Below are 16,279 nucleotides of genomic sequence, written 5' to 3'. Positions count from 1 at the left end.
GCTCAATCCAGCGCGCGAAGGCCTGGCCAGTCTGGATGCCTTCCACCGACATCACATACGCGCGCCAACATTGTCGGCGCGCCGCCAGGTGACAATAGGCACGAATTCGCCTCTTTGGTGACTCTTCATTACATCCCCGGAGTGTCGCGTAGGTCACATGCGGTTGCTTCTGGGCGACTTTCCCGCCCAACCTTGCATCACATCTTTTTTCAGCGCTTGTCAGAGCGTGCCCAACGAAGGAGCACCACCTATGACTGACGTTCTTTGGTTTTCTGACCTCGGCCTGTCCGATCTCGATCAAGTCGGCGGCAAGAACGCCTCGCTCGGCGAAATGGTCCGAAACCTCGCCTCCGCCGGGGTCAAGGTCCCGGACGGTTTCGCCACCACAGCAGACGCCTACCGGCGTTTCTTGAGCGGGTCCGGCCTCGACACCCGGATCGAAGGGATCCTTAAGGATCTGGACAGCGGCGACGTGACGGCCCTGGCCCTGGCGGGGAAGCAGATCCGGGACCTGATCCGCAGCACCCCCTTTCCAGCCGGTTTCGAGGAGCAGGTCCGGTCGGCCTACCACCGCTTGACGGACAACCATGGCGGTGACGTGTCGTGGGCAGTGCGCTCCAGCGCCACGGCCGAGGACCTGCCAGATGCTTCCTTCGCCGGGCAGCAGGAGACTTTCCTGAATATCCGGGGCGTGGATAACATCCTGCTCGCCATCAAGGACGTCTTCGCCTCGCTCTACAACGACCGCGCCATCGCCTACCGGGTACATCACGGCTTCACACATTCAGAAGTGGCACTCTCGGCCGGCGTCCAGCGCATGGTCCGCTCCGACGTCGGCGCGTCCGGGGTGATGTTCACCATGGACACCGAAACGGGCTTCAACGACGCCGTCTTCATCACCTCTTCCTACGGCCTCGGCGAGGCTGTGGTCCAGGGCGCTGTTAACCCTGACGAGTTCTACGTCCACAAGGCCGCCCTGGCAGCCGGCCGGCCGGCCGTGCTCAAGCGCGGCCTCGGCGAAAAAGCAGTCCAGATGACCTACACGGAATCCCGTGAGGTGGGCCGGACAGTGGACTTCGTTCCTGTGCCGCAGGACCTTCGCCGCCGTTTCAGCCTCACCGATGCAGAAGTCGAGGAGCTCGCCCGCCACGCGATGGCCATCGAGGCGCACTACGGCCGCCCCATGGACATCGAGTGGGGGAAGGACGGTGTGGACGGAGAGCTCTACATCCTTCAGGCGCGTCCTGAGACCGTTGAGTCCCGCAAAGCCACCGGCACCATCTCCCGGTACACCCTGAACGAGCGCTCGACCGTCCTGGTCGAGGGGCGGGCCATCGGCCAGCGCATCGGTGCGGGCCAGGTGCGGGTCCTCACCTCGATCGACCAGATGGCCTCGTTCCAGGCCGGTGACGTCCTCGTGGCCAACATGACGGACCCGGACTGGGAACCGATCATGAAGAAGGCCGCCGCCATCGTCACCGACCGTGGCGGGCGCACCTGCCATGCAGCCATCATTGCCCGCGAGCTTGGCATCCCGGCCGTCGTCGGTACCGGCAATGCTTCCCGGGTCCTGGCGGACGGTGCACCGGTCACGGTTTCCTGCGCCGAGGGCGAGGCAGGCCTGGTCTACGAGGGCCTGCTGGACTACACGCTGAGCGAGACCAGCCTGGACACCATGCCGCCGGCACCGGTCAAGATCATGATGAACGTGGGAACCCCTGAGCAGGCCTTCAGCTTTGCCCGCCTTCCGCACCACGGCGTTGGATTGGCCCGCCTCGAATTCATCATCAACCGGCAGATCGGCATCCACCCCAATGCCCTGCTGGCAGTGGCGGGAGAAATCGAACGCCCTGCTGGTCTCTCGGACTACACCGTGCGCCAGATCCGCGAGAAGACCGCTGCCTACGACGGGCCCCGGGACTACTACGTCCGGCGCCTGGCCGAGGGCATTTCCACGATCGCCGCGGCGTTTGCCCCCGAACCCGTCATCATCCGGCTCTCGGACTTCAAGTCCAACGAGTACGCCAACCTGCTGGGCGGTCCCGCGTTCGAACCAACCGAGGAGAACCCGATGATCGGCTACCGGGGCGCGTCCCGGTACCTCTCGGATTCGTTCCGGCAGGCATTCGAGCTTGAGTGCGAAGCCCTGAAGTTCGTCCGCAACGAAATGGGCCTGTCCAACATCAAGATCATGGTCCCGTTCGTGCGGACCCTGGACGAGGCCCGGGGAGTGACCGAGCTGCTCGCCGCCAACGGGCTGCGCCGGGGTGAGGACGGGCTGGAGATCGTGATGATGTGTGAACTGCCCGCCAACGCCCTGCTCGCCGATGAATTCCTGGAATACTTCGACGGCTTTTCCATCGGCTCCAACGACCTGACCCAGCTGACCCTGGGCCTTGACCGCGATTCGGCACTGGTTGCCGAAGGCTTCGACGAACGCAACCCGGCGGTGACCAGGCTGCTGGAAATGGCCATTGCTGCCTGCCGCGCCAAGGGCAAGTACGTCGGCATTTGCGGCCAGGGCCCCAGCGACCACCCGGACTTTGCCGAGTGGCTCCTGGAACAGGGCATCAGTTCCATCTCGCTGAACCCTGACGCCGTGACCGACACCTGGCTGCGCCTGGCCCGTTCCGGAACGCGCTCAGCGGTCTAAGTGGCGGACGAACACCTGATGGATACCGTGGGGGCGGGCAGCTCGTCTGCCCCCACGGTGTTCTTCCTTTCCGACAGCACCGGCATCACCGCCGAAACGCTGGGCAATACCTTGCTCACGCAATTTCCCACCCGGCACCTTGAACGCCGGACTATTCCCTTTATCACCACGGTGGAGCAGGCCCACGAGGTGGTGGGCGTCATCGACCGGCTCGCCGCGGCCGGGCCCCGGCCGATCATCTTCTCCACCACCGTCGACAACGGCATTCGGGCAGTCCTTTCCCGGAGCCAAGGGCACTTCTTCGACCTGTTCGGCGCACACATCGGCCAACTGGAACAGGCACTCCATGTCCCCGCCAGCGGGCAGCCGGGCCAGGCCCACGGTGTGGGTGACGCAGTCCGTTACCAGTCCCGCATGGCCGCCGTTGAATACGCCATCGAGCACGACGACGGCCAGTCGGTGCGGGCGCTGGAGCGCGCCGAACTGATCCTCATCGCTCCCTCGCGGTGCGGAAAAACCCCCACCACCATGTACCTGGCGCTGCAGCACGGCATCCTCGCCGCCAACTTTCCCCTGGTGGAGGAAGACTTCGCCAGCCTGTCCCTGCCGAAACCATTGCTGCCCTTTGTGAACAAATGCTTTGGGCTGACCTCCCTGCCCGTCAGGCTGAGCCAGATTCGCCAGGAACGCAGGCCGGGCAGCGACTACGCCTCGCTGGGCCAGTGCACCTATGAGCTGCGCAACGCCGAGGACATGTACAGGGTCAACCAGGTGCCCTACGTAAATTCCGCATCAATGTCGGTTGAGGAAATCTCCGCCACGGTGCTCCAGCGGATGCAGCTGCACCACTGACCAGGCCCGCGGCCCAACCGCCAACATCTCTGCCGCCTACCCCTCCGAGTGCGTCCGCACGTCCGGGCTGACCTCGGCCAGGTGGCCCAAATTCCTGGACACGGCACGCGCCGTGGCCCGGACCGCCGGGGCCAGCACGTTGGGCGGGGTTGAGCCGTCCGGCACCACGATGGACAGGGCGGCCACCACGGACCCCTGCGCGTCAAAGATCGGCGATGCTACGGACACCGTCTTCGAGGGTGCGGAGCGGCGGATCATTGCGATCCCGGTGCGCCGCACATCAGACAGGGTCCGGCGCAGCTGGCCTTCGGGCATGTGCTCCACGCCGGGTTCGATCTCGGGCGGCTTCCGCAGCGTGGCCTCCTGGAACTGCTGGTCCGCGCCGGCCAGGAGAACCAGTCCGACGGCGGTGCTCCGCAGCGGCGCGCGTCCGCCCACCCGGTAGGCCACTTCCGTGGCGTCCTTCGAGGACAGCCGCTCAATCAAGACGGCTTCCTCGTTATCCCGGACGGCCAGCAGGACGTGGTGCCGGGTCACCTCGAACAGGTCCTCCAGGTAGGGCAGCGCGATCTCGCGCACGCCGTGGCCGCGCGGCGACAGGGATGCCACCTCCCACAAGCGGACCCCCACAACGTACCGGCCGTCGTCGAGCCTTTCCAGCGCGCCCCATGCCACCAGCCGGGCGATGAGGCGCAGCGCGGTGGGCGCGGGCATTCCGGCGTGGCGGGCCAGTTCCGAGAGGGTTAAAGCGCGACGGCGGTCGGAAAAGACCGCGAGAAGGCTCAGCGCCCGGTCAATCACCGGTTCGCCCTGCTTGGGCCGCTTCCCGCGGGCGGGAGTGCTGTCGGTGTCCGGAGTGACAGTCATGGCCGAAGGTCCTTGCGCGGTTGGAGGTTCGGACAGGAGTCCGTGAGCTGGAACACAATATCATTCCAACCAATGAAAGATGGCTGTGGAAGGCTGCCTGCCGGAACCGATGCTGGAACTCCAGCTGTCCCACGTTCAGGAGTCTCCTGCATGACCTCCCTCAGTCTCGGCGCCGGCGTCGACGTAGCCATCATGGCTCCGCCCGCCCCCACCCGGCTTCGCGTGGAGCACCTCCGCGAGGCAATGGGCGTCACCACCACCCGGCCGCGCCTCAGTTGGACGCTGCCGGACGGAACAGCAGCCCAAACCGGATACCACATCACAGCCAGCAACGGCTGGGATACCGGCCGGGTGGAGTCCGCGCAGCACCTGCTGGTGCCCTACGCCGGTCCGGAGCTGCGGTCCCGAAGCCGGTTCGAATGGCGCGTGCGCACGTGGACCACGGATGTCAACGGCGTTGAGACGCTCAGCCCGTGGTCCGAACCGATGCCGGTGGAACTGGGACTCCTGCAGCCTTCCGACTGGACCGCGCGATGGATCGGCCCCGAGGAGCCGGACGTCCCGGCTCCCGGAGAACGCCCCGGCTACGCCTTCGAAAAGACCTTCACGCTGGCCAGCACCGCGGAATCTGCCCGCGCCTACGCCACCGCGCAGGGCATCTATGAGCTGTTCCTCAACGGACATCGCGGGGGCGACCAGCAGCTCACCCCCGGCTCCACCAGCTACAACACCACCCTCCAGGTCCAGACCTACGACGTCACCGCACTGCTGCGTCCCGGCACCAATGCCCTCCGCGCCGTCCTCACGGACGGCTGGTACCGCGGAACCTTCGGCTTCACGCGCGACGCCGACATGTACGGCACGCACACCGCCTTCCTTGCGCAGCTGGAGCTGCAGTCGGGGGACAGCAGGACGGTCATCGGCACCGATGAGTCCTGGCTTGTTTCGCGAACGCAGATCCTCAGCGCGGACCTGATGGCAGGGCAACAGGTGGACTTCCGGGTGCCGGCAGTAAACGGGACCGAGGCGTCCCAGGCGACTGCCGCCGTCGTGCGCAAAGGAAACTACGAAACCCTGACCGGCCCGGTGGCACCGCCCACCAGGATCGTGGAAGAGCTCGCACCGGTAGCCATCACCCGTCTCGCCAACGGTCACCAGGTGGTGGACTTCGGCCAGAACCTCCACGGCTGGGTGCGCCTCACCAGGCTCGGCGCGCCGGAGGAGAAGGTCACCTTCGTGTACGGCGAGGCGCTCCACGCCGGCGGTGACGTAACCCAAGACCATCTGCGGCCGCTCGACTTCCGCCACCCCGGCCAGTTCCTGTCCGCCGGGCAAGTTGATGAGGTGACGGCGTCTGGCGCTCCGGGTGAAGTATTCGAACCGCGGCATACTACCCACGGCTTCCAGTATGCGTCGGTTCGAGGCCTTATCGAGGACCTCGCGGCGGAGGACATCACCGCATGCCTGGTGCAGACCGATCTGGAACCGCTTGGCACCTTCACTTGCAGCGATGAGCGGCTGAACAAGCTCCACGAGATTGTGCAGTGGAGCTTCCGGGACAACGCCTGCGAGGTGCCCACGGACTGCCCGCAGCGCGAAAAGGCGGGCTGGACAGGGGACTGGCAGCTGTTCATACCCACAGCTGCATACCTTTTTGACGTCACAGGCTTCTCGCGGAAGTGGCTGAACGACGTCCGCGCCGACCAGTGGGAGAACGGCGTTATTGCCAACATCTCCCCGTCGCCCCGCCCGGATATCACCTCCGCTGACTTCATGGCCTTTGTCCACGGTTCGGCCGGCTGGGCCGACGCCGTGGTGATGGTGCCGTGGGAGTTGTACCTGGCCACCGGCGATGCCGGAATCCTCGCCGAGAACTGGGATGCGATGAACCGCTGGGTGGAGTTCGTCCGGACCGCTGCAGAATTCTGCCGGCACCAGGACCGGCAGGCGGCCAGCACAATACCGGCGCCGCACGAGAAGTACCTCTGGGATACCGGCTTCCACTGGGGAGAATGGATGGAACCGGACGGTCCGGAACCGGACCTGTTAGCCGCCCGCTCTGCCGACCACGGCATTGTAGCCACCGCCTACTACCGGAACACCACGGCCCTGCTCGCGAAGGTTGCCGCCGTCCTGGGCCGCGGGGAGGAAGCCGAAGCGCTCGCAGAACTCTCCGAAAACGTCCGGCAGGCCTGGGAAACGGAATACCTCGACGCCGCCGGACACGTCACCCGGCCCAGCCAGGCCAACTGCGTCCGTGCCCTCGCCTTTGACCTGGTCAGCCTGGAACAGCGCGCCGCCGTGACGTCCCAGCTGGTCTCGCTGATCAGGGCGGCGGGCACGCATGTGGGGACGGGCTTCCTCGCCACTCCCTACCTGCTGCCCGTCCTTGCGGACAACGGTGAGCTGGAGATCGCCTACGAGCTATTGATGCAGGACTCGGAGCCTTCCTGGCTGGTGATGGTGGACCGTGGCGCCACCACCATGTGGGAGCTCTGGAACGGCATCGACGACGCCGGCACCCCGCACCAGTCCCTGAACCACTACAGCAAGGGCGCCGTGGCGTCCTTCCTCCACCGCTACACCGCCGGCCTGCGCCAGGCTCCGGGCAGCGCCGGCAACGAACGGATCATCATCGAGCCGCGCCCCGGCGCAGGCCTGACCTCCGCGGCCACTTCGCATCAGGGACCTCACGGCCTGATTGAGGTGGAGTGGACAGCGGACGACGGCGGCTTGCAGCTGTGTGCCACCGTCCCGGCCGGGACCACCGCCGAAGTCCGCCTGCCCGGCCGGCCTCCCGCCGTCGTCGGACCCGGAAAGCACCACTTTGCCGCCGCCAGCGGCGGAACTGACGAAACACCCCACCCTGCCGAAAACCCCCAGCTTGTAAGGAACGCCCCATGAGTGTCAACGAAGCCACCGAGGTCTACGAAACTGCACCCCTGGATACTGCCCGCCCCGGAGGTGTGGACGTTCCCCCGTTCCCGGTCTTTGACGCCCCGGGCGTGCCCGAAAACGTTTCGGACGTCTCTGCCGTGCACCGCGAAGTCACCTATGCGCGGGCTATCGGGTTCCGGCCGCTCAAAATGGACATCTGGCTGCCGCGCCAGGCCACTGCGCCCGTGCCGCTGGTGGTGTGGGTCCACGGCGGAGCCTTCCAGCTGGGTGACCGCCGCGAACTGCCGCCCACCTTTGTGCCGGACTCGGTGTTCCGGCTGCTCAATGAAGCCGGAATTGCCTGCGCGACGGTGGACTACCGGCATTGCCTGGAGGCGCCGTTCCCGGCGCAGCTGCACGACCTGAAGGCGGCCGTCCGCTACCTGCGCGAACATGCGGCGGACCTCGGCGTCGACCCGGAACGGTTCGGCGCCTGGGGGGAATCCGCCGGCGGCCACCTCGTGGCACTGCTGGGACTAACCGGTGGCCGGGAGGACCTGCACGGCGGGCTCGGAGCGCAGGGGCACTCCAGCGGCGTCAGCGCCGTCGTCGACTTCTACGGGGTCTCCTCGCTGGTGGACATCCCGCCGATCAACACTCCGGACGGACTGTTCCCGCCGGCACTGACCGCCGCTGTTCCGGCCGGAATGTCCCTGCAGCCCGAGTACATGCTGGTGGGCGGCTCGGACGATCCCGCGCTGCTGGCCGCGGCAAGCCCTGTCAGCTATGTCACCGCCGACGCGGCGCCGTTCCTGCTGATCCACGGCGACAGTGACGGCCTGGTGCCGCACTCCCAGACCGACCTGCTGGCCGCGGCGCTCGCCGCAGCAGGCGTCGAGCATGAAGTGGTCACCATCAAGGGCGGCGACCACTGCTTCTTCGGGGCCGAGGACCAGCTGGACACCATCCTTGCTGCCGCCGTCGGCTTCTTCTCCGAAAAGCTGGGCCGGCCATGACAGTCCGCCAGGGGGAGGCGTCGGTACCGTTCGACGGCGGGACGCTCGCGCCTGACGCTGGTTTCGCCTTGTATATGGCGGCACCCGAAGGCCCGGAAACCCTGCCCAGCCAGATGGGCCCGGACGTGCCCATCCGCACTGTCAGCGCAGAGGGCCGGCGAGGACCGGTGGATATCCGGATCTACGGTGAGCCGTCCTCCACTAGCGGACCAGCGCTCGTATGGCTGCATGGCGGCGGCTTTGTCAGCGGCAGTCTTGATATGCCCGAGTCCGACTACCTGGGACGCGTACTCGCCGCCTCGGGGATACCGGTGCTGTCCGTCGATTACCGGTTGGCCCGGGACGGAGTGCACTTCCCGGTTCCCCATGAGGACGCACTGGCCGCCTGGTTCTGGATCCGCCGGAACGCTGCGGATCTTGGGTTGGATCCGGAACTTCTATGCCTGGGCGGAGCGGGTGCCGGCGGGAACCTCGCCGTAGGCGCCGCGCTCTACCTGACCGACGCCGGCAAGCCGCTCCCCGCGAAGCTCCTGCTGGCCTATCCCTTCCTCCACGCCGAACTGCCGCCGCCCGCGGGCGGGCTGGACGAGGAGGTGATGGCAACCCTGCCCCGGCACCTCCGCTTCACCCTCGAGGACTGCGTGCGGAATGCCGAGAACTACGTGGGCGGGCCGGTGAGTATGGCGTCCTCGTATGCCATGCCCGGCTATGCCGACCCGTCAGGGCTGCCGCCGACGGCCATCGTCGCGTGCGAGTACGACGACGTCCGCGGCTCCTCGGAGCTCTTTGCAGCCAACCTGGACCATGCCGGCGTTCCGGTGTCCTATTTCCTGGCCCGCGGCGCCATTCACGGGCACCTCAACCACGCGGCCGGCAGCCCGGAGGCACAGCCTGTCCTGGACTTCCTGGCCCAGGAGCTGGCCTCGGCGAAGGTACGGTAACAATCGCAGACAGCCGCGGCTCCGCCCGCTCCGGGGGATGCGGGTCTGGAGTTTTAGGTTCCTGCCTTGCCTGAAGCGGCAGGTGGCGTGTCGCCGCCGTCGTGGCTGCTGGACCAAATCTGGCTCATCTCTTCGCTGGACTGCTCCACGATCCTGCTCATGGCGGCATGAGCTGCGGCCGACTCCCCGCGCTGGATGGCGCTGGCCACATCCACGTGCAGCTGCAAAGCTTCGTGATGGGGGAGGTGCGGCATCAGGCCATGTTGCGTCCGGCCCGTCAGGACCTCCGTCACGAGGTTCTGCAGCTGGGCGAACATGGCGTTGCCGGAAGCATTGAGCACGGCCGCGTGGAACTCCACATCCAGCAGAAGGAACTCTTCCTGGTCTCCGCGCTGGCCGGCCGCCCACAGCCGGGCCGCCAGGGCTACCAGTTCGCTGCCCGCATCCCACGATGCCCGCTCGGCGGCAAGGCGGGCTGCCTGCGGTTCGACCGCTCCGCGGAGTTCGTTGAGCGACTGCAACTGCTCAAGCCGGCGGGACGAGGCAAGGCGCCACCGGATCACCTCGGGATCGTAGAGGTTCCAGGATTTTTCCGGCTGCACCACTGTGCCGAACCGGCGGCGGGATTCGAGCAGGCCTTTTGAGGACAGCACCCGGGCGGCCTCCCTCACAACGGAACGCGACACGTTGTGCTGTGCCTCCAACTCATCCAACCTCAGGACCGAGTTAGCGGGAAAGCGCCCCTCAGCAATGGCAAGCCCCAGACTCTGCACGAGCGAAGCGTGCAGGTTCGTTGGAGACTCCGCCTTTGGGCTTTTCATGGATAAATCATACGGGTGCTTCCCAAGGTCTTGTCTATGTCTGCTTTATTTGTCTATGCTGACTCCCAAAGCAGATGTAAAGATGCATTTGTAAGCGGGCTGACCATGTGTCCAGCCCTCGAAGCAAGGGAGTCGTAATGAAGCGACGTTCTGTAGTGAAGTACGCGGCTGTCGCCGCGGCGCTCTCGCTCGGACTGACCGCCTGCACTGGTGGCGGGGGCAGCAGCGATGCCAAGGAATCCGGCACGGTCCGGGTGACCTTGGCGAACCACGTCTGGACTGAAGGCATCAAGGCCGCTATACCGGAGTTTGAGAAGTCGAGCGGCCTTAAGGTCGAGCTGACCCAGCTCGGCGAAGACCAGCTCTCGGACCAGTACAACGTCAAGCTCAACGCCGGCAGCGATGAGATCGATGTGATGATGTACCGTCCGCTCCAGGAAGGCAAAGCTTTCGCGAAGAACGGCTACCTGGCGGACCTGACCGACAAGGTGTCCTCGGATTCCGGATGGGACTGGAAGGACTACCAGGAGGGCCCGGTCAAGGCCACCACTGTTGACGGCAAGGTTGTGGGCGTCCCGATCATCACCGAACGCGAAGTCCTCTACTACCGCAAGGACCTCCTGCAGGCGGCCGGACTCCAGGTTCCCAAGACCATGGAGGAGCTCGAAGCTGCATCCAAGGCCATCAAGGCAGCCAACCCCGAGGTAGCCGGTTTTGTTGCCCGCACCGGCAAGTCCGCGGCAGTTACCCAGTTCTCCAGCTTCCTGTACAGCTTCGGCGGTGACTTCACCGATTCCAGCGGCAAGTCCACGGTGAACTCGGACGCCGCGAAGAAGGCCTACGCCTACTATGGCGGTCTAATCAAAAACTATGGTCCAGCTAACGTCAGCACCGACATGAGCTGGCCCGAGGCGATGGCAATCTTCACGCAGGGCAAGGCCGCCTTCTACACCGAGGCAGACTCTCTCTACAAGAACGCCACAGATCCCGCCAAGTCCAAAGTGGCGGACACGGTCGGGTTTGCTCCGCTGCCGGCAGGTCCTGCGGGTTCCAAGCCTTACAACATCCCCTCCTGGGGCCTGGCCGTGAACGAGGCCTCCAGCAACCAGGACAATGCCTGGAAGTTCATCCAGTGGGCCACGAGCAAGGATCGCACCCTGGCCGCACAGAAGGCAGGCGTCCCTGGCCCCCGCGCTTCCGTCTGGTCCAATGCGGAAGGAACCTCCACCTACCCGAAGGACCTGGCTGATGCCATTGCGGTCAGCGCCAAAAACGGTGTGGGCCACGACCGCCCCGAGGTTGTCACGGTAGGCAAGGCCCGCGAAATCGTGGGCGAGCCGATCGTCGCCAGCATCACCGGCGCGGACGCCTCCTCGGCAGCCGACTCCGCCCATGAGTCCTTCCAGAAGTTCCTGGACAGCGAAAAGAAGTAGCAGTCGCCGCGCTTCATACCCGTAAAGCGCATCAGATCCCGGCGGGACGGCACATGGTTGCCGTCCCGCCGGGTCCCCGCTCTTGCCTCACCCCAAACTCTTAGGTGAACCATGTCTGTAATGAACGCGCCCGGCAGCGCCCCGGCACGAAGCGCAGGACGCCCTCCCAGCATGGGTGGAAATTTCTCCACCTGGGCGAACCGGCACCGCAAATGGCTTTTTGCCGCACCCGCCATGATCTTTGTCGGCGTCCTGATCGTCTTTCCGCTGGCGTGGACCTTGTACTTGAGCCTCACGGATTCGCAGGGGTCTGTCCGCGCCAAAACGGACTTCATCGGGCTTGAAAACTACCTGACAGTCCTCACTGACACAGAACGTTTCTGGCCGGCAGTGGGCCGCACGCTGTCATTCACCGGCGTTGCCCTGGTCTGCGAGGTGGTGCTCGGCATGGGCATCGCGCTGCTCCTTTGGCGCCCGTTCCGCGGTGAAAAGTGGGTCCGGGTGGCGATCCTGCTGCCGCTGGTGGCCACGCCGGTTGCCGTGGGCATGATGTGGCGGCTGATCTTCGATCCGAACATCGGCTTCGCCAACCAGCTACTGGGCATGGTGGGCATCCCGCCGCAGCCCTGGCTCTCGGGCCAGGACACCGCGCTCGGAACCACCATCTTTATGGACGTATGGCAGTGGACCCCCATGGTGGTGCTGATCCTTCTTGCCGGCCTGACGTCACTGTCCGACGAGCCTGACGAAGCCGCCCGGGTGGACGGCGCCAACTCCTTCCAGCGCTTCTTCCTCATCACCCTGCCGCTGATGATGCCCACCGTTGTTGTCGCCATCCTGCTTCGCGGCATCGACGCCCTGAAGACCTTCGACATCCTGTACGCCACCAAGGGCAAGGGCGGCGGGTCCTTCCACGAGGTGGAGACCCTGAACGTCTACGCCTACGGCCTGAGCTTCGACTACAACCAGTACGGGCTGTCCTCAGCGGTGCTGATCCTGTTCTTCATGATCATCATCGGCTCCATGTGGCTGCTGACCATGCGCAAGAAAGCGGTAAGCAAATGACCGTCACAACCCCCAGCCAAACCTCCGCTGCGGCTCCCCAGGTGATCCGCCGCCGTCGGAAGCCCCTGCCCACCCGCCTCTACAAGGTCTTCCGTGTTGTGGCCCTCATCGTGGTGGTGCTGTTCCTGGTCGCCCCGCTGTTCTGGATGCTCCTGGCCTCCTTCAAGACCAACGTGGACATCTACGACACCGCCAAGGCCTTGATCTTCTCGCCCACGGGTGAGAACTACGCCAACGTTCTCCAGCGGAACAACTACTTCATCTTCATCTTCAACAGCTTCTGGGTGGCGTTCGTTTCCACCGCGCTGTCAATCGTGCTTGGCGTTCCCGCCGCCTATGCCATGAGCCGGTTCACCATGCACCGCTCGGCCCTCGTGGTCCTGATGGCGCGCGTCATCCCGGGCGTTTCCCTGCTGGTGCCCTGGTACTACGTGTTCTCGAACCTGCGGATGGTGGGCAAGTTCGAGGTCCTGATCCTCAGCCACATGTTCGTGGCGCTGCCGCTGATCGTCTACATCATGATGAGCTACTTCGATTCCCTGCCGCTCGAGCTGGAAGAGTCCGCCCAGGTGGACGGCCTCACCCCGATCGGTGCGTTCCGCCTCATCACGCTGCCGCTCGCCGTCTCCGGCATCGCCACCGCGGGCATCCTGTCGTTCATCTTCTCGTGGAACAACTTCATGTTTGCCCTGGTGCTTTCCGGCTCCAACACCAAAACGCTGCCCGTGGCCATCTTCGACTTCGTCTCTTACGCCAGCATCGACTGGGGCGGACTCATGGCGGCGGCCACAGTGGTGACCATTCCCATCATGATCATTGCGCTTTTCACGCAGAAGTACATCGTCTCCGGCCTCACCGCCGGTGCCACCAAGGGCTAGGCAACAGTGACTTTCATCAGCAGGATCGAAACCTTCCTCGTCGCACCGCGCTGGCTGTTCGTCCGCATCGAGACCGACAGCGGGATCGTCGGCTGGGGCGAAGCGACCTGCGAGGGCCGCAGCGAAACGGTCCGCACCGCCGTCGAACAACTCTCCGAATTCCTGATCGGCAATGACGCGCTCCGGATCGAGGACCACTGGCAGGTCATGACCAAGGGCTCCTTCTACCGCGGCGGCCCCATCCTGGCCAGCGCCGTGTCCGGCCTGGACCAAGCCCTGTGGGACATTGCCGGCAAGCACTTCAACACCCCGGTGCACCAGCTCCTTGGCGGGCACGTCCGTGACCGGATCCGGATGTACGGCTGGGTGGGCGGAGATGAACCCAACGAGGTAGCGGACCAGATCAGCGCCCAGCTGGAGGTGGGGCTGACCGCAGTCAAGATGAATGCCAGCGGCCGGATGAGCCCCATCGCCTCGGTGGCAGAGCTCGACGGCGTTGTCCGGCGGGTGGCTGCCGCCCGCGAGGTCCTGGGCGAGCACCGGGACGTCGCCGTGGATTTCCACGGCCGCTTCAGCCTTGCCAACGCCCGCCGCGTGGCACCTCTGCTGGAACCGTACCGGCCCTTCTTCCTCGAAGAACCAGTGGTCCCGGAAAACACGCACCTGCTGCGGGAGTTCACCGCGTCCACCACCACGCCGGTCTCCACCGGCGAACGGCTCTACAACCGGCAGGAATTCCTGCCCGCCCTGCAGGCCGGCATCGCCGTGGCGCAGCCGGATCTCTCCCACGCTGGGGGCATAACGGAGGTCCGCAAGATCGCCTCGCTGGCCGAGGTCTACGACGTGCAGCTTGCGCCGCACTGCCCGCTGGGTCCGCTGGCGCTCGCCGCGTGCCTTCAGGTGGGGTTTGCGACGCCCAATTTCCTCATCCAGGAACAAAGCATCGGCATCCACTACAACCAGGGCGCGGAAGTTCTGGACTACGTGGTGGACAAGTCGCCGCTGAAGTTTGTGGATGGGCACATTGAACGCCTTACGGGCCCCGGCCTGGGCATCGAAATCGATGAGGCCGTGGTCCGTGCCGCGGACAAGCGCGGGCATGCCTGGCGCGGCCCGGTCTGGCGCCAGCCGGACGGCGCCTTTGCCGAATGGTGACGGCCGAAAGCACGGGTATTGAGATGAGCACCCCTATGAAGGAGAAGGCCCTGATGGAGAACACCCTGGCCCCCGAGGAACTGCTGGCCGGCGTGCGGCGGACCCGGCTGCTGGCGATCGTACGGGGAAACGACGGCACGGCAGCTGGGAAGGCGGCCCTCGCCGCCATGGAGGAGGGTTTCCAATATGTCGAAATCGCCCTGACCACCCCCGGGGCCCTCGATGCCATCAGTGAGGTGCGGGCTGCGGCGCCTGCCGACTGCTTCGTAGGTGCCGGAACAGTGTTGACGAAACAGGACGTGGACAACGTTGCGGCCGCGGGCGGCCAGTTCATGGTGACGCCGTCCCTCGCACCGTCCATCGAAGAAGCAGCGGGCCGGGGCATCCCCGTGCTGGCCGGGGCCCTGACACCGAGCGAGTCCTTCGAAGCGATGAACCGCGGTGCCACGGCGGTGAAGCTCTTCCCCGCTTCCATTGGCGGGCCAGGGTATCTCAAGGCAGTCCGCGATCCGTTCCCGGACATCCCTTTTATAGCGGTAGGCGGCGTGGGGCCCGATGAAGCGGCGGGATACTGGGCCGCCGGTGCCATCGCCGTCGGACTAGGTGGCCCGCTTTTCGGTGATTCGGCATCCGGCGGCGGCCTCGCCGCCATGCGGGAGCGCGCACGCCGCTTTGTTGCCTTGGCTGCCGGGTCCGGCGGCGGGGCCACGGAGGGCCAACGGTGACTGCCGATGCCGGGCTCCCTGACGTGGACCTCCTGACCTTCGGTGAGTCCATGGTCTCGCTGCGCTCGGCCGGACCGCTGTCCGCGGGCGGCGCCCTGACGATGCATGTTGCGGGTGCCGAATCGAATGTGGCCATGGCAGTCGCCCGGCTGGGCCACACTGCAAGGTGGGCAGGGGTGGTGAGTGCAGATCCGCATGGCGAATTCATCCTCCGCCAACTCCGGGCCGAGGGCGTGCAACTGCAGCAGCGCGAGGACCCATCGCGCCCGACCGGTGTGATGTTCCTCGAACAACGCACGGCCGACGTCACCCGCGCCTTCTACTACCGCTCCGGGTCCGCCGGATCAACGCTCAGCCGTGAGGATGTGGACCGTGCCCTGCAACAGGGCGCCCGCATCCTTCATCTCACCGGCATCACGCCCGCGCTCAGTCCTGAGTCGCGGAAGGCCGTGGAATTCGCGGCCGAACGCGCCGCGGCCAACGGGCTGGTGGTGTCCCTCGACGTTAACTACCGCAGTAAACTGTGGTCCCGCGACGAGGCCCGGGAGGCCCTCACGCCGCTCGCCCGGTACGCCACCATCCTTATTGCTTCCGGCGACGAGCTTGACCTGGTAGCCATCCCGCCGGACGGCAGCCAGGACCCTGAGACGCAGGAAGCGGCTATGGCTGACCAGCTCCTTGGACTGGGAGTGCGCGAAGTTGTGGTCAAGCGCGGTGCCGCCGGCGCGTGCGTCCACACCCGGGACGGCCGCTGGGAAGCCCCGGCTGTGCCTGTCACCAGCATCGACACGGTGGGTGCCGGAGATGCTTTCACCGCCGGTTACCTGTCCGCATTGCTCGACGGCGAGGACGTGGCCGGCCGGCTGCAGCGGGGCGCCCTGATGGGGGCTTTCGCCGTGAGCACTACCGGGGACTGGGAAGGTCTTCCCCGCCGGGCGGAGCTCGCCCTGCTCGGCACCACCCCCAGCGGAACCACCCAACGCTGACCCCTGCATC

Annotated in this window: 13 protein-coding genes; 11 read left to right on the top strand and 2 right to left on the bottom strand. The window is 65.9% G+C overall.

All coding sequences use genetic code 11. The annotated features are described in order from the left end of the window. Positions 1-250 precede the first annotated feature (250 nt). Together ppsA and QF038_RS20100 are read left to right on the top strand one after the other, a co-directional pair. Positions 251-2,653 (top strand): phosphoenolpyruvate synthase, encoded by a 2,403-nt coding sequence (gene ppsA / locus QF038_RS20105; protein WP_307612654.1) that lies wholly within the window; start codon positions 251-253, stop codon positions 2,651-2,653. Between the two features lie 18 nt (positions 2,654-2,671). Then, positions 2,672-3,505 (top strand): pyruvate, water dikinase regulatory protein, encoded by an 834-nt coding sequence (locus QF038_RS20100; protein ID WP_307613543.1) that lies wholly within the window; start codon positions 2,672-2,674, stop codon positions 3,503-3,505. Between the two features lie 36 nt (positions 3,506-3,541). On the opposite strand, the gene QF038_RS20095 is transcribed toward QF038_RS20100, so the two are convergent. Further along, on the bottom strand, positions 3,542-4,372 hold the full coding sequence (locus QF038_RS20095; RefSeq protein WP_307612652.1) for an IclR family transcriptional regulator: 831 nt from the start codon (positions 4,370-4,372) through the stop codon (positions 3,542-3,544). A gap of 150 nt (positions 4,373-4,522) precedes the next feature. Here QF038_RS20095 and QF038_RS20090 point away from each other — a divergent pair, with 150 nt between their 5' ends. The 3 genes from QF038_RS20090 to QF038_RS20080 are packed head-to-tail and all read left to right on the top strand — an operon-like array spanning position 4,523 to position 9,206. Continuing rightward, positions 4,523-7,276, top strand: coding sequence for an alpha-L-rhamnosidase (locus tag QF038_RS20090; RefSeq protein WP_307612651.1), 2,754 nt, complete (start codon positions 4,523-4,525; stop codon positions 7,274-7,276). Beyond that, positions 7,273-8,265 carry an alpha/beta hydrolase gene (locus QF038_RS20085; RefSeq protein ID WP_307612649.1) on the top strand — a complete coding sequence of 331 codons (993 nt, stop codon included), beginning with the start codon at positions 7,273-7,275 and terminating at the stop codon, positions 8,263-8,265. Before QF038_RS20090 ends, QF038_RS20085 begins: the two co-directional genes overlap by 4 nt. Then, complete coding sequence (locus QF038_RS20080; protein WP_307612647.1) at positions 8,262-9,206, top strand: alpha/beta hydrolase; 945 nt, start codon at positions 8,262-8,264, stop codon at positions 9,204-9,206. The genes QF038_RS20085 and QF038_RS20080 overlap by 4 nt, the downstream gene beginning before the upstream one ends. A 53-nt stretch (positions 9,207-9,259) precedes the next feature. Here QF038_RS20080 and QF038_RS20075 read toward each other — a convergent pair whose 3' ends face one another. Further along, the gene (locus QF038_RS20075) at positions 9,260-10,027 is read right to left on the bottom strand and encodes a FadR/GntR family transcriptional regulator (protein WP_307612644.1); all 768 of its coding nucleotides are present in this window, start codon (positions 10,025-10,027) and stop codon (positions 9,260-9,262) included. Between the two features lie 137 nt (positions 10,028-10,164). On the opposite strand from QF038_RS20075, the gene QF038_RS20070 reads away from it, so the two are divergent. From QF038_RS20070 to QF038_RS20045, 6 genes are all read left to right on the top strand, one after another. Then, a complete protein-coding gene (locus QF038_RS20070; RefSeq protein WP_307612642.1) occupies positions 10,165-11,460 on the top strand; it encodes an ABC transporter substrate-binding protein in 1,296 nt (431 codons plus the stop codon). A gap of 111 nt (positions 11,461-11,571) precedes the next feature. Beyond that, positions 11,572-12,525: a carbohydrate ABC transporter permease gene (locus tag QF038_RS20065; protein ID WP_307612639.1), complete on the top strand. Its 954-nt coding sequence runs from the start codon at positions 11,572-11,574 to the stop codon at positions 12,523-12,525. Further along, a complete protein-coding gene (locus QF038_RS20060; protein WP_307612637.1) occupies positions 12,522-13,403 on the top strand; it encodes a carbohydrate ABC transporter permease in 882 nt (293 codons plus the stop codon). Before QF038_RS20065 ends, QF038_RS20060 begins: the two co-directional genes overlap by 4 nt. 6 nt (positions 13,404-13,409) lie before the next feature. Then, complete coding sequence (gene dgoD / locus QF038_RS20055; protein WP_307612635.1) at positions 13,410-14,558, top strand: galactonate dehydratase; 1,149 nt, start codon at positions 13,410-13,412, stop codon at positions 14,556-14,558. Between the two features lie 23 nt (positions 14,559-14,581). Next, positions 14,582-15,283 (top strand): bifunctional 4-hydroxy-2-oxoglutarate aldolase/2-dehydro-3-deoxy-phosphogluconate aldolase, encoded by a 702-nt coding sequence (locus QF038_RS20050; protein WP_307612632.1) that lies wholly within the window; start codon positions 14,582-14,584, stop codon positions 15,281-15,283. After that, the gene (locus tag QF038_RS20045) at positions 15,280-16,269 is read left to right on the top strand and encodes a sugar kinase (RefSeq protein ID WP_307612630.1); all 990 of its coding nucleotides are present in this window, start codon (positions 15,280-15,282) and stop codon (positions 16,267-16,269) included. Before QF038_RS20050 ends, QF038_RS20045 begins: the two co-directional genes overlap by 4 nt. The last annotated feature ends 10 nt before the right edge of the window (positions 16,270-16,279 follow it).

This window comes from Pseudarthrobacter sp. W1I19 (assembly GCF_030817835.1).
Lineage (GTDB): Bacteria > Actinomycetota > Actinomycetes > Actinomycetales > Micrococcaceae > Arthrobacter.
Note: the sequence above shows the minus strand (reverse complement) of the source record. Positions and strands in the feature narration are given on the sequence as shown.

Bases quoted from the DNA above. Each gene is read 5' to 3' on its own strand.
- ppsA (WP_307612654.1), top strand. From the start codon at position 251: ATGACTGACGTTCTTTGGTTTTCTGACCTCGGCCTGTCCGATCTCGAT.
- QF038_RS20100 (WP_307613543.1), top strand. From the start codon at position 2,672: ATGGATACCGTGGGGGCGGGCAGCTCGTCTGCCCCCACGGTGTTCTTC.
- QF038_RS20095 (WP_307612652.1), bottom strand. From the start codon at position 4,372: ATGACTGTCACTCCGGACACCGACAGCACTCCCGCCCGCGGGAAGCGG.
- QF038_RS20090 (WP_307612651.1), top strand. From the start codon at position 4,523: ATGACCTCCCTCAGTCTCGGCGCCGGCGTCGACGTAGCCATCATGGCT.
- QF038_RS20085 (WP_307612649.1), top strand. From the start codon at position 7,273: ATGAGTGTCAACGAAGCCACCGAGGTCTACGAAACTGCACCCCTGGAT.
- QF038_RS20080 (WP_307612647.1), top strand. From the start codon at position 8,262: ATGACAGTCCGCCAGGGGGAGGCGTCGGTACCGTTCGACGGCGGGACG.
- QF038_RS20075 (WP_307612644.1), bottom strand. From the start codon at position 10,027: ATGAAAAGCCCAAAGGCGGAGTCTCCAACGAACCTGCACGCTTCGCTC.
- QF038_RS20070 (WP_307612642.1), top strand. From the start codon at position 10,165: ATGAAGCGACGTTCTGTAGTGAAGTACGCGGCTGTCGCCGCGGCGCTC.
- QF038_RS20065 (WP_307612639.1), top strand. From the start codon at position 11,572: ATGTCTGTAATGAACGCGCCCGGCAGCGCCCCGGCACGAAGCGCAGGA.
- QF038_RS20060 (WP_307612637.1), top strand. From the start codon at position 12,522: ATGACCGTCACAACCCCCAGCCAAACCTCCGCTGCGGCTCCCCAGGTG.
- QF038_RS20050 (WP_307612632.1), top strand. From the start codon at position 14,582: ATGAGCACCCCTATGAAGGAGAAGGCCCTGATGGAGAACACCCTGGCC.